Genomic DNA, 13739 nt, shown 5'->3' on the forward strand with positions numbered 1-13739 from the left:
GTCAGCAGCTTTCCGGGAACAGTACTTCCCCGCTCGCCTGGCTGACTTTTACAATATCGTGAAGTGTAGTTGACAGTTCACCCGGCGGATACGGCTTGGTCAAATATTTTCGAACATTATGCTGCATCAGGATCTTATTTGACTTGTCCAGAGCTGAGGAGATCACAATCGGTATGCTTTCTGTTCTGGAGTCTTCCTTCAGCATGCTGATCAGATCCCAGCCGTCCAGCTCCTCTCCCAGCATCAAATCGACCACAATAGCAACGAATGGCGTCTTCAAAGCTTGATCGAAGGCTTTTTGCGGATGATAGTGATGGGTTACCCGGAAGCCTTTGCCTTTCAGCTCCTCCGATAACAGAAGTGAGAGGCTGTAGTCATCTTCTACGATCATCACATTCGGTTTAACCTCTTTATCGGTATTCCATTTAAGCGTGTCTTCCTCCTGGCGGCCCGGGTCGCCATTCCGAGTCGGGAGGCTGAACCACACGGTCGTTCCTTCCCCCTCCACAGAATCGATGCCGATAGTCCCCTTCTGCTTCGCAATAATTTCCTTGCAGATCGCCAGCCCCAGACCCGTGCCGCCTATGCGTTTGGAGGCGCTGTTGTCAATTCTTCTGAATTTCTGGAACAGCTGGCCGATCTGTTCCTTCGGAATGCCCAGTCCGCTGTCCTGAATTTGCAGTACAATCTGTCCGGGCTCATTGAACAGGTGCACTTTAACTTCATTGCTGTCCGGCGAGAACTTGATCGCATTGCTGAGCAGATTGGTCATGACCTGGATAATTTTATCTTTATCCACTTCCACTTCAGCATTCCTTGCCTCATCAACCAGCAGCACATGATGTGTACTGCTTAATTTATATTGATCAATGACGCCCATCACGATCTCACTCAGATTGGCGTGCTCCGTTATATATTGCTGCTTGCCGGATTCCATCCGCTGCAAATCCAGAAAGTCATTGATGAGTTCCGTTAACCGCTTGGCTTCTTTATGGATTGTCTCCAAATATCTCAGCTGCTTTTCCGGCTTCATCGTTTTGGACAAAAGCAGCTCCGTGAAGCCGAGTACGCTGGACAAAGGGGTTCTTAGCTCATGGCTGACCGTGCTGACCAGCTCCGACTTCATCAAATCAAGCTCATATTCTCTCGTAATATCCCGATGGACAAACAAGGTGCCGATGCGCATCTCCCGGCGGAACACCGGAATGGCATAAACATCTACATGCTTCAGGAGCTCCGTCTGAATTGAATACTTCATACTGCTGGAATCCGATGACAACGGAGACATGGCCTGTTGATAGAAGGCGCGGATCTCTTCGGTTTCATTGATCACCTGGATGAAATGGTTCAGCCAGTGGTCTCTGGATGTCATGCTGCCATCCGTCCACTCGCCATAGTTGAACATCTGGCTAAGCGCTTTATTAATATGCAGCATGGTGCCGGCAGTGTCAACGAACTGAATGCCCTCATTTACATTGTTGACAATATCCTGGTTCAGCTTGCGGCCATGCTCGATCTCTTCATACATAAACAGCCGCTCGATGGCCAGCGCAACCCGGTTCATCATGCCCTCTACCTCGTTGACTTCCTCTTTGCTGAAATCATGGCCAATCCGGCTGCCGCAGAACACGGCCAGAATCTCATTTTTGGCATTCACAACCGTAGTGTAAAAGTCGTAGGAGAACACCGGTTCAGGTGAAATCCCTTGCTCCGATTGAGCTGCAGGCCGTTTGACGGTATAGGATCTCTCCGATTGCAGACGGTACAGCATCTCATTGTTCCCGTTCTCCAGATAGCGGTCAACCGTGGCTTGCGGAATACCTTTGGCGGTAACGATGTTATCTTTGACCAGCAGGAAAAAGCTTGCATCAAAAGCATACAGCCGGTTCATAAAATGAATGAACTTGTCCGCAAATTCCTGCTTATCCAGCGTATAGGTAATATCATGATTCAGCTGATTGTTCAGCTCCAGCATGACCTTGGTTTGTTCCGTGTGCTTCAGGGTATCGGCCAGCTCCTGCTGGACACTCTTCATTGAAGTGATGTCATTGGCGATGAGAATATACTGATAAATGACGCCTTCATCGTTCAGATACGGCATAATTGTTGCCTGAATCCAGACGGCTGAGCCGTCTTTGTGAGCCATCCGGATTTCATTGCTCCACACCCCGCCGGTGCTCAGCTTGCCAAAAATCTGCTCCGAGGAAACGTTCTGAAATTCAAATAATCTGTACGTAAACCCGATGATTTCAGAATGGCTGTATCCGGTATAGGCGCTCAGATTCTCATTGGCATAGCTAAATACTCCCTTTTGAGTGAGGATGGCTACGGCAGAAGATTGATCCAGAGCCTTCATCATACTCTCAATCTCGGCTAACGAACGCTGCAGCCTGGTTTGCTGCTCCTGCAGCTCATCCTGCTGGGCCTGCAGCTCTTCGTTCTGCATCATCAGCTCTTCTTCCTTATCCTGAATACTGCGGGCCATATCCAGAAAGGCGTCATACAACCTGCCAATCTCATCTTGGTTCCGCAGCTGCCCGAGCAGAATTTCCTCCCCGGCCGCCAGAGAATGCACTGCGCCTTGCAGCTCTTCAATCGGATTGATGAGATTGCGGATGATCCGCCAGATCAGCCAAGTAAAAAACAGTAGAACGACCGAACCGAACAAAAAAGAAAACAGGGTATACTCATTGGCCAGTCTGATGGAATGTTTGGCCATTTCATTCAGGGCAGTGTCCGCCCGCAGCTTGTAGGTTTTGGTGTATGCCAGAAATTCATTGACCGACTGGGTGCTGCCTTCCTGTGCAGCGGTTCTGAGCGCGGCGTAATCATCGGCTTCCACCAATCGGATAGCTTTAGGCAGGATATTGGTTTTATAATCGATGTAAAAGTTCTGCAGCTCTTTTCTGAACACCGCTTCTTCCGTAGACAGATTAAGCCGGGCATACCTGTCCAGTATGCTGTCCAGATTAGTGAGCGCCGTGTCCAGCAGCTTCAGTTCGTTATCGTTCTTCAGTGCAACATACCCTCGGGCCCGAAAAAAAACATCGCTCAGCGTTCCCGCCAGTTGATTGATCGTATCCGTTTTGTGCTGCAGGATCTCCCTCTCTTGCGCAAGCTTGGTCTGCTCGGCTTGGATGTAGATAAAGAAGGCCGCCCCGGACAATATAATCAGCGCAAACAAAACAACAATAGTCCGGAAAAATCTTGTTCTAATACTTCGGCTAGAGGTTACTTCCCGAGTCACTGAGAATCCCCTCCACTACGTGCATAAGTTCCATAGGACTAAACGGCTTGGCCATAAAAAAGCGGGCTCCCGCCGCCAGCGCCTTATTGCGGTCAGCCTCCTGTGCTTTTGCAGTCAGCATCAGAATGGCGGTCTTCTGTTTCAGCTCGTCCCCCAGCTCGCCCAGCACTTCAATCCCTGTCATGAGCGGCATCATGTAATCCAGAATCACCAGATCGAAACGTTCAGCCGCCAGCAGGTCCAGGGCATCCCGGCCATTCTCGGCGGTACGGAGTTCTACCCCTTCCAGATCCTCCAGCGTATCAACGATCAGCATCCGCAGAATTTCTTCATCATCCACTACCAAAACTTTGTGCATACAATATTACCTCCATTTTCCGCTACCCGTTATTCTTAGATGTCTTATAACAGGAATCTGTGGGCCAGCCGCTCGATCCGCAGCAACAGCTCATGCATATGAAACGGCTTAATGACATAATCATCGGCGCCCATTTGCAGTGCATGAATGATATCCCTCTGATTATTTCTCCCGGTCAGCATAATAACCAGAACATTCGCCTCCGGATAACCGCTGCGAATCTGCTCAAGCACCTCTACACCATCCAGCTCAGGCATTACACCATCCAGCAAGATTATATATTTCTCGTCAGACGAATACCAATTGGATTCCAGGAACTCTGGCCCGTTCGCATAACTGCTGATTTTCAACTCAGAGACATGAGCAGGCTCCCAGCTTGCGAAGTTACTCGATACAATCCGCCGGATCAGCGCATCATCATCCACAATAATTACATTCAGGATCACATTTGCTTTGATCGCAAGCAGATGATCGGAATAAAGCGTAGTCTGGTTCCTCCCGGCGTGCTTGCTGGCATAAAGAGCCTGATCGGCCTGCTCCACTAGTTTATCGGCTTGTTGTTCAGCTTCTGTTACTTCGGTGATTCCGCCTGAAAATGTAACCTGAAACCTTTCATTTTTGGCCCGGAACGGCAGGGCGGCAAAAGCCTCCTGAATACGCTCGATGACCACCGCCGCCGAAGCAACATCTGTATTGGGCAAAAACAAGGCAAACTCCTCCCCGCCAAAGCGGCAGAAGGTATCCTCTACCCGGATGGAACGCCGGACAATATCGGCAAAGGTCTGCAGCACCTCATCTCCGACGAGATGGCCATAGAGATCATTTACTCTTTTAAAGTGATCCAGATCCATAAGTGCCAGGGAGAATACCCGTCCCGTACGCTTGAAATCCGATATCAGCTGCTTCATCGTCTGGTTGAAATGCTTGCGGTTGAAGGCTCCGGTCAGCTCATCCACAATAATGGATTCCTGCCACTCCCGCTTCATCTCAAACCTGTTACGGATCAGCGCCAGAAGCAGCTCGATATCAATCGGCTTGGACACGTAATCCATGACTCCCATCGAATAGGCCTTCAATTGAACCGCTTTGGACTTTTCACCGCTGACAATCAGAATCGGGATCCGTTCTTTCTTGGCTTTCACGATAATTTGATCCAGAACTTCAATCCCGCTTTTGTCCGGCAGCACAATATCCAGCAGAATCATGTCCGGCTTGCTTTCATAAAACACCTTTAGTCCCCGTTCCGCAGAAAGTGCAATCCGCACATAATAGGACTGCTTCTCCAAAGACTCTTTCAGGAAGGCTACAAGCTCCACATCATCATCAATTAAAAGAATCTCCAGCTGCGGCAAAGCGGTAAGAGAGTTGCCCGGCTCCGGCTTCAGCGGTGATTCCATCACCTCCAGGGCCTCCCCTTCCAACACAGCAATGAACGGGTATAAATACTCCCCCCATTCGCCTACCGACCAGCTTCTATGACTATCATCCGAGAATAACGGCATCGTCCGTTCGGCCAGCCCTTCGACTTCCTTCAAGCCCACCGTCCCTGCTGTTCCTTTCAGATTGTGCAGGAAACGATAAATCTCTCTTTCTTCCACTGCCGGACGCTCCGACCATTGCTGCAAAGTTTGTTTGGTGCGTTGCTCCACCAAATCCCTATATTTCCTTGTTGTCATCGCTACTCCTTCAGTCAGGCAATTATCAATGTTATAGAATGTGAGCTTAAGTTCATTTTAGATGGTCCGATGGTATTTAAATGTATGCTCAAAATTTCCATTTCAACATACTCTACCTGCATTGTCAATTACATTCTACATAAAATAGCAGACTTCTACAAAATTCCGAAGAGTCGGACAAAAAAACTTTGGTTGATGCTTCGGAGATGATTTGTCATAATAGTTGAATCATTCACTCCGTTAACGCGGCGGACGATTACAGAGTAACTAAGGGGGCTGTTTTACTTGAAAGGAATTATTACCGTACTCGGAAAAGACAAAGTGGGAATTATCGCCAAAGTCTGCACCTATCTTGCCGATCATAATGTGAACATTCTGGATATTTCGCAAACCATTGTTCAGGATTACTTCAACATGATGATGATTGTGGATGTGTCGGGTCCTTCCAAATCCTTTGAGGAGCTTGTCGAGGATTTACAGAAGGTCGGCGAATCGATCGGCGTGGAAATCAAGCTGCAGCATGAAGATATATTTAACATTATGCACCGGATATAAGGAGCAGAGCAAAGGAGCAAATGCCATATGATTTCAATCGTAGAAGTGCAGGAAACCAATAAAATGATCCGTGAAATGAACCTGGATGTGCGTACAATTACGATGGGCATCAGCCTGATGGACTGCGCCCATACGGATATGCGGACCTTCAACCAGAATGTGTATGACAAAATCACCCGCTCCGCCGAAAAACTGGTCAAAACAGGAGAAGAGCTGGAGCGCCAATTCGGCGTGCCGATTGTCAACAAGCGGATATCCGTCACCCCGATTGCGATAGCTGCGGGTTCTGTGCATACCGATACTTATGTCCCGGTGGCAGAAGCACTGGACCGCGCCGCCAAAGAGGTTGGCGTGAACTTCATCGGCGGTTTCTCTGCCCTTGTACAGAAGGGCTGCACCAAAGGTGACCGGATTCTGATCGAAAGTATCCCCGAAGCCCTGGCGGTCACCGAACGGGTCTGCTCTTCGGTTAATGTCGGCTCCTCCCGCAGCGGCATCAATATGGATGCCGTCAAGCTGATGGGCGACATCATCATCCAGACCGCGGAACGGACCAAGGACCGCGATTCCATCGGCTGTGCGAAGCTGGTTGTATTCTGCAATGCGGTTGAGGACAACCCCTTTATGGCTGGCGCGTTTCACGGTGTCGGTGAACGGGAATGCGTGATTAACGTCGGCGTCAGCGGACCGGGTGTGATCAAGCGGGCTTTGGAGGAAGTCAGGGGACAGGATTTCGAGACTTTGTGCGAGACCATCAAACGGACGGCGTTCAAAGTAACCCGGGTCGGCCAGCTGGTTGCACAGGAAGCGTCGAAAAGAATGGGCGTTCCTTTCGGAATTATCGACTTGTCCCTCGCCCCCACGCCGCTGATCGGCGATTCCATCGCAGAGATCTTTCAGGTAATGGGCCTGGAGGAAGCCGGTGCACCGGGAACAACGGCCGCACTGGCCATCCTGAACGACAATGTGAAGAAAGGCGGGGTCATGGCGTCCTCCTATGTCGGCGGACTCAGCGGAGCCTTCATCCCGGTCAGCGAAGACCACGGGATGATCCAGGCGGTTCAGCGCGGTGCCCTTACGCTCGAGAAGCTGGAGGCGATGACCTGCGTATGCTCCGTCGGGCTCGATATGATTGCCATTCCGGGCAGCACCAGCAAGGAGACGCTCTCCGGCATCATCGCCGATGAGGCGGCTATAGGCATGGTCAACAATAAGACCACCGCAGTTCGCCTGATTCCCGTGATCGGCAAGGATGTAGGCGAGATGGTCGAATTCGGCGGACTGCTGGGCTACGCGCCGGTCATGGCCGTGAACAGCTTCGACTGCTCGGGCTTTGTGAACCGGGGCGGCCGGATACCGGCGCCGATTCACAGCTTTAAGAATTAAGGTGTTAAGGGCGACGGGCTTCAAAGTTAGGAGTTAGGAGTTAGAAGTTAGGAGTTAGGAGTTACTGGCTACAAGCAGTATATGAGCACGGTCAAGTTCATTGCCTCGACCGTTTGAGTGTATTTTGTACATCAGGTAGCGAGTAGATCATGCTGATTCCCGATTTGAGTGTATTTTGTGCATCAAAAAAAGCAAGAAATACCGAAGAACACCCTTTTTATATAATCCTGCTGTACGAAATACATCAGGACGCAGTTTCAAGCGTTTTGAGTGCGATTCTGCTGCACTAAATACATTAGATTGCCTTGCAGCCGGGCACCATAGGTCTCAGAACAGCAACAAGAACCCTGCATCCCTTCTACCGGGACGCAGGGTTCTTTAGCTTACGGCTAGCCAATCTTCCCCTTCAGGGGAAATGTCCGATTAGCCACCCGCGGTATACACTTTACCTACATCGTCAGAAACCCATTCACCTATCTATTCGACCTAACTTCTCCGGGTTAAGCATCAGGTACAGCGCCTGGACCCGCGCTCCCGAGATGTCGAGGCATAACACCCCTTTGACCTCCCCGTGCTGGTAAAATACCAGATTGGGTTCACCGTTGATGATGGCAGGCACAACCTCCCATTCGCGCAGGTTGTACAGCACCCGGCGCGAGGTCAGCAGCGCGAGTACGCCTTTGCGGCCGTTCATTGGCCGCAGAACAGTGTGCACCCGGCCGCCGCCATCGGCTACAAGCACCGGCTGCTCGGCCAGCAGCTCCAGCATGCCGCTGACATCATAGGCGGCAAAAGCGGAGACGAACCGCTTCAGCAGCGCTTCTCTTGCAGGTGCAAGCGAAGTGCTGCCCGGCTCCGCGCCGTGCAGCGGCTGGAGGTTCCGCTTGGCGCGGCTGAAAATTTTGCGGCAATTGGCTTCGGCTTTGCCCAGCATTTCGGCAATGGCATCATAGTCATACTCGAAGACTTCACGCAGCACAAATACCGCCCTCTCCGTTGGCGTCAGCCGCTCCAGCAGCACCAAAAACGCATAGGATAACGTATCCTTGCGTTCCATAAGTGCTTCCGGCCCGTTGTAATGCTCCGAGATCGGCTCGGGCAGCCACTCCCCGGCATAGGTCTCCCTTCGGCTGCGCGCCGAACTCAGGATATTCAGGCAGCGGTTGGTAATGCCTTTGGCGATATAAGCCTTCACATTTACAATCCCGCTCCGGTCCCGCCGCGCCAGCTCCGCGAAGCAGTCCTGCACAGCGTCCTCGGCATCCGCCACCGTGCCGAGCATCCGGTAAGCAATAGAGAAGGCATACCTTTTATAATCAAGGTACAGCTCCTCTATTCCCGGCTGTTCCGGCAGCGGAGGGCTGCCTTGAGTATTGTTATCGAATTCCGTCAATTCGCTTCCTCCTCTGCCGTCCTGCCTGGGCCTGTTGTTATTTGGCGTCAAAACAACCGGGGAACATGCCGGTGGAGATGGCAATCCGGTTCCAGCTGTTGATGGTGTTAACCGCCATAATCAGATCCATATACTCACTTTCGCTGACAAACTCCCGTACTTTATGATACAAAACGTCCGGGACCCCCTGATGCGAAATTTGGGTCACCGCTTCGGTGAGTTCTATAACAGCCCGCTCCTTGTCCGTGTACAAATGCGGGACCTCTCTCCAGACACTCAGCAGCAGAATCCGGTCACTGTGATCCCCAAGCTTCAGCATGTCCTTGGCGTGCATTTCGAGGCAATAGGCGCACCCGTTGATTTGTGATGCCCGGAGCTTAATCAGCTCATACAGCACCTTATCCGTAACATGGCTGCCTGCATACTCCTCAAGTGCCATCATTGCTCGAAAGGCCGCTCCATTGGCCTTGGTGTGATTAAATCTCAAACTCATATTCGTCGCCTCCTTATGATGTGTACATAGAGAAGACAACGCAGCAGGCAAATTTGTGACACATGAGCTTCAACTATTTTGGCGGACACAGCCTAACGCCTCCAGAAATCTTATGATTGCACCAGACAGGAATTCCCCGGGTTCAAAAAACACCGCCACCTCAAGGCGGTAAGCATAGTTAAAACGGATGCCTCCTCCAATGTCCTGCAGGAAAAGCTGGCCGCTGTGCGGCGTCTCCAGCCACAGATCCGCACCAAACCGTTCACGGCACAGCAGTGCCAGTTCTTCCAGCGTCAGGCTCCCGTCCTTCAAATGCAGAAAAAGATGCTGCTTCCGGTTGTTCCATGGATCAAAATAGGAAATCCCGGGGTACTCATTTCCATAGTGGTCACTGATGAGCCGGTCCAGGATTGCCGTGAAATCCGGACCGGTGATTCCGCTCCATGTAATTTCCTCGGAATGGCGGGGCAGCCACAACAGCCCTTCCACCGCCGGATGCAGCGCCACGAAATCACCATCTATAGTGGTAGCGCTGACCACACATTCGGCGATCTGCTCCCGGCTGACCGGACTTTCCTCCCCATGCTCCCAGAGATCATATTCGGCAAATTCCTGCAAAACTTCCGCATCCGGCAAGCTGATGTTAATTAGCCCCCGATAGGTCCCCTGCCCGCATTCACTCAGGAAACGGCGGTACGACTCCGGCAGCTTCACCCGGGTACTCTGCTCACAAGCCTTCAACTCCGCATCCTGCACCGGTTTGAGGTGAGTGGATAGGATATACATATTACTGCTCTCCCTTAACCAAATTTCCCATTCCGGGAAGGTTATCAAAGTAGGCTAAACCCTCAATACTATCCATTATTATGATATATCTTAACAAAAACAAGCAGCCCGGCCATTTTTCTTTCAATTCACCTCGGACAAAAGGTGGCTAAACTTCCTAACCACAACAACAAACACCCCGGACCGATGTCCAGGGTGTTTGTTCCTTCCTCAATGCCTATTCTAGTTCCCGCGCTCCGCCAGCGGAAACAGCAGCGGCACAACTTTGCCCGCACCGACATCAATCAGGCCAAGGTCGGTGATTTTCAGTGCCGGGCTGACCGGCAGGGAATGCGTGCTGATGGACATGATCGGGTTGTAGTGGTTATACCCGAGCGACTCCATCGCTGTACGCAGCGCCAGCACCTTCTCCGCTGTCTCCGCAAGCGGCGCTTCGGTAAGGATGCCGCCGACCGGGAGATCCAGCGCAGCCAGCACCTTGCCGTCACAGACCACACAGAAGCCGCCCTGGCTGGCAATGACAGCATTGGCCGCTACAGCCATGTCTTCGGGATTATGGCCGACGACAAGCAAATTGTGGTTGTCGTGCGAATAGGTGGTGGCAATCGCTCCGCGCTTGATGGTATCCCCGCCGATTAAGCCGTAAGCACGGTTGCCATTTTTGCCGTAGCGCTCGAAGGTGGCGATCAGGCCATAACCGCTGTCCTGCCACTCCAGCAGCCCGCCCGACACGTGAACCTCACCATGTTTCTCCTCGGTGAAGGTAGATACATTATTGACCATCATCACCCGGCAACCGTAGGGTCCATCCGGAAGCTCCGGCCGGACAACGAAGTCGGCCGGAGTCACCGGATCCAGCTTCACACTTTCATAGAAATGTGCCGGGAATTGCGGGGCCTCTACCCGCTGCAGCACTGGATGGCGGCGGTCAAACACCTGTACCCCCCGCTTATAGACACTGTCCAGCTCAAAGCTGTTCAAATCGGACAGCAGCACAAAGTCTGCCACCTTGTTCGGGGCAATGACACCACGGTCGCCCAGCTTCATTCGCTTGGCCGGGGTGTAGGTAGCGGCATATACCGCGTCCTCCGGCAACATGCCCATGGCAATCGCCTTGCGTACCAGATGGTCGAGGTGGCCGGTCGCTACGAGCGAATCGGTCATGACATCGTCAGTCACGAAACAAAAATGCTCAGCGACCGGATGCCGGATCAGATAGTCCATGACTTCCGGGGTCATCGACTTCTCCTGAATTTCGATGAACATCCCGGCCGCGATCCGGGCCGTCAGCCCTTCAATGCTCTGATGGGTATGGTCCGAATCAATGCCGGCATAGATCAGGCGATGCAGATCCAGGTCCAGCAGCTTCGGGGTATGCCCTTCGATCACGAGCTGCGGATAATGCGAGCGGGTGTGCTGGAGGATGCGGTTGCTTTTGCCTTCCGGGTCACGGATCACATCGACGTAGTTCATCACTTCGCCGAGGCAGATCATTTTTTCCGTCGCCATCAACCGGTCAATATCTTCGATTTCAATCGAACCCCCGGTCGTCTCGAGCTGGGTCGCGGGCACAGAGCTAGGAATCGCATAGAACATATCGACAACACAATCCCGGCTGGCCCGGATCATCTCATGCACACCCTCGACGCCGAACACATTGGCCATCTCATGCGGCTCTGGCACGATAGACGTCACCCCGTGGCGCAAAATCCCATAGGAGAACGTCTGCGGAGTAATCATCGTGCTTTCGATATGCAGATGAATATCGATCAGGCCGGGAATCATGTACCTGCCTTCCCCGTCGATCCTCTCCGCAGCTTCAAAGGTCTCGGCCCCCAGCGGTCCAATGTACAGAAACCGCCCGTCTTTTACGGCGACATTGGCCGTTTCAAATCTTTTATAGTAACTGTTGTATACCTTCACATTCAGCAGCAGTTGATCTGTAGTCATCTTGTATACTCCTTATGGATGCGTTACGGCACCAGCACCAGCTTTTCTTTTGGAAAATAAACCGTGACCTCTTCCCCTTGCCGGAAAGGATCATTCATCTCCTGGTTGACGGTAAATACGCCAAGCTCTGTCTGTACCTGATACTGGTAGCTGCGGCCAAGATACGTGCTGACCTGCACCGTTCCGGTTAATGTGTTGCCCTCGACGTCAAGGTCCGGCATGCTGCCGTACAGCTGCAGATCGTCGGGACGGATTGCCCCGGTCAGTCCCTGGTTCCCGGCCCCATCGGCACGTTTGGCTGCCCGGAACTGCAGGGCTCCGCGGGACAGCTCAATATCGGCACCTTCATCCTTGCGGCCCTCAAACGAAATAAAGTTCCCAAACCCGATAAACCGGGCCACGTATTCACTGGCCGGGTATTTGAAGATGGCTGTCGGATGGTCCAACTGCTCGATTTTGCCTTTGTTCATTACGGCCACCTGATCCGAGATGGAGAAACACTCCTCCTGGTCATGCGAGACGTATACGGTGGTAATACCCAGCTCCTGCTGAATCCGGCGGATCTCTACCCGCATGTTGACGCGAAGGTTGGCGTCCAGATTGCTGAGCGGCTCATCGAACAGCAGCAGATCCGGCTCGATCACCAGCGCCCTGGCGATGGCCACCCGCTGGCGTTGTCCGCCGGACAGGGCACCCGGCAATCTTTTCTCGAACCCTTCCAGACTGACAATTTCCAGCATCCGGGTCACCCGTTTCTTCACATCGGCTTCCTTCAGCTTGCGCAGTCTGAGGCCAAACGCCACATTGTCATAGACCGTCATATGCGGGAACAACGCATAGCTCTGGAACACAAAGCCGAAATTGCGTTTGTCTACAGGAACCTTGGTGTAATCCTTGCCGGCGAACATGAACTTGCCCTGCTCCGCATTCAGGAACCCTGCGATCAGGCGCAAGGTCGTCGTTTTGCCGCAGCCGCTGGGTCCGAGGAGGGACAGAAGCTGCCCTTTTTCAAGCTGCAGATTGAAATTCTCCAATATAAAGTGGTTGTCGTAAGCAACCGCTACATTTTCCAGGCTTAAGAGTGCCATTTCGTCAAACCTCCGTTATCGTTTCGTAAAATAGGCGAAACCCATCAGCCGCTCAATGATGAACATCAAGGCTGCGGTCAACACCATCAGAATGACCGAAATGGCCGCAATCGTCGGATCAAAATAATTCTGCACATAGGTCAGCATCTGAATCGGCAGCGTGCTTACTCCCGGGCCGGTCATAAATACGGAAATATCGACATTGTTGAAGGACTCCAGGAACGCAATCAGAATCGCGGCGAGAATCCCCGAACGGATATTGGGCAGGACTACTTTGAAAAAAGTGTACAATCGGCTGGCACCCAGGCTCTGTGCCGCCTCTTCCACGGCAAAATCAAAGTTCTGCAGGCTTGAAGCAATGACCCGGATAATGAAAGGCAGCATAATCACGGTATGTCCGATCAAGAGTCCCGTATAGATGGGCAACCCGTAGACCACGATGAGATAGCGGAGCAGGGTGAAGCCGAGCACGATTCCGGGAATCAGCACCGGCGACAGAAACAGCGCATTCAATGTGTCCCGCCCGCGGAATTTAAAGCGGCTGAGCGCATAGGCAGCGGGCACACCCAGCAGCAGCGCCAGCAGGTTGCCCAGCATGGAGACAATGATCGAAGTCTTGAACGTCTCCATGAACATACTGACCTCAAAAATATTTTTGTACCAGCGCAGTGAAAAGCCCTCCGGGGGGAATTTCAGGACGGTACCCGGCTCAAAGGAAGTCACGGAAATAATAACGAGCGGGCCCAGCAAAAATATAAAGACCAGCAGCGTGTACAAAGACAAAACGCGGCTATTTTCCTTCATGTT

Annotated in this window: 11 protein-coding genes; 2 read left to right on the forward strand and 9 right to left on the reverse strand. The window is 52.2% G+C overall.

Features of this window, described 5'->3' with window-relative positions; translation table 11 throughout:
- Position 1: 1 nt before the first annotated feature.
- Genes IEY53_RS18420 through IEY53_RS18430 form a run of 3 tightly spaced genes read right to left on the reverse strand, consistent with a single transcriptional unit; the run spans position 2 to position 5281 of the window.
- Positions 2 to 3184 (reverse strand): ATP-binding protein, encoded by a 3183-nt coding sequence (locus IEY53_RS18420; protein WP_189027530.1) that lies wholly within the window; start codon positions 3182 to 3184, stop codon positions 2 to 4.
- A gap of 40 nt (positions 3185 to 3224) precedes the next feature.
- A complete protein-coding gene (locus tag IEY53_RS18425; protein ID WP_189027532.1) occupies positions 3225 to 3605 on the reverse strand; it encodes a response regulator transcription factor in 381 nt (126 codons plus the stop codon).
- Between the two features lie 44 nt (positions 3606 to 3649).
- On the reverse strand, positions 3650 to 5281 hold the full coding sequence (locus IEY53_RS18430) for a GGDEF domain-containing response regulator (RefSeq protein ID WP_189027540.1): 1632 nt from the start codon (positions 5279 to 5281) through the stop codon (positions 3650 to 3652).
- Between the two features lie 285 nt (positions 5282 to 5566).
- Between IEY53_RS18430 and IEY53_RS18435 the strand changes: the two genes are divergently transcribed.
- Both IEY53_RS18435 and IEY53_RS18440 read left to right on the forward strand, forming a co-directional pair.
- Complete coding sequence (locus IEY53_RS18435; RefSeq protein WP_189027542.1) at positions 5567 to 5836, forward strand: ACT domain-containing protein; 270 nt, start codon at positions 5567 to 5569, stop codon at positions 5834 to 5836.
- 30 nt (positions 5837 to 5866) lie between these two features.
- Positions 5867 to 7222: a PFL family protein gene (locus IEY53_RS18440; protein ID WP_268240793.1), complete on the forward strand. Its 1356-nt coding sequence runs from the start codon at positions 5867 to 5869 to the stop codon at positions 7220 to 7222.
- Between the two features lie 469 nt (positions 7223 to 7691).
- On the opposite strand, the gene IEY53_RS18445 is transcribed toward IEY53_RS18440, so the two are convergent.
- From IEY53_RS18445 to IEY53_RS18470, 6 genes are all read right to left on the reverse strand, one after another.
- Positions 7692 to 8615, reverse strand: coding sequence for a sigma-70 family RNA polymerase sigma factor (locus IEY53_RS18445; protein ID WP_229696224.1), 924 nt, complete (start codon positions 8613 to 8615; stop codon positions 7692 to 7694).
- A 37-nt stretch (positions 8616 to 8652) separates the two neighbouring features.
- Entirely contained in the window at positions 8653 to 9108 is a 456-nt protein-coding gene (locus IEY53_RS18450; protein ID WP_189027545.1) for a carboxymuconolactone decarboxylase family protein, read from the reverse strand.
- Between the two features lie 69 nt (positions 9109 to 9177).
- Positions 9178 to 9894 carry an SMI1/KNR4 family protein gene (locus tag IEY53_RS18455; protein ID WP_189027547.1) on the reverse strand — a complete coding sequence of 239 codons (717 nt, stop codon included), beginning with the start codon at positions 9892 to 9894 and terminating at the stop codon, positions 9178 to 9180.
- A gap of 222 nt (positions 9895 to 10116) precedes the next feature.
- Complete coding sequence (locus tag IEY53_RS18460; protein ID WP_189027549.1) at positions 10117 to 11844, reverse strand: adenine deaminase C-terminal domain-containing protein; 1728 nt, start codon at positions 11842 to 11844, stop codon at positions 10117 to 10119.
- Positions 11845 to 11867: 23 nt separating this feature from the next.
- Entirely contained in the window at positions 11868 to 12932 is a 1065-nt protein-coding gene (locus IEY53_RS18465) for an ABC transporter ATP-binding protein (protein ID WP_189027551.1), read from the reverse strand.
- A gap of 15 nt (positions 12933 to 12947) precedes the next feature.
- Complete coding sequence (locus IEY53_RS18470) at positions 12948 to 13736, reverse strand: ABC transporter permease (protein WP_189027553.1); 789 nt, start codon at positions 13734 to 13736, stop codon at positions 12948 to 12950.
- Positions 13737 to 13739 lie beyond the last annotated feature (3 nt).

Source organism: Paenibacillus albidus, assembly GCF_014644435.1.
In the GTDB taxonomy this organism is placed as follows: domain Bacteria; phylum Bacillota; class Bacilli; order Paenibacillales; family Paenibacillaceae; genus Paenibacillus_AQ; species Paenibacillus_AQ albidus.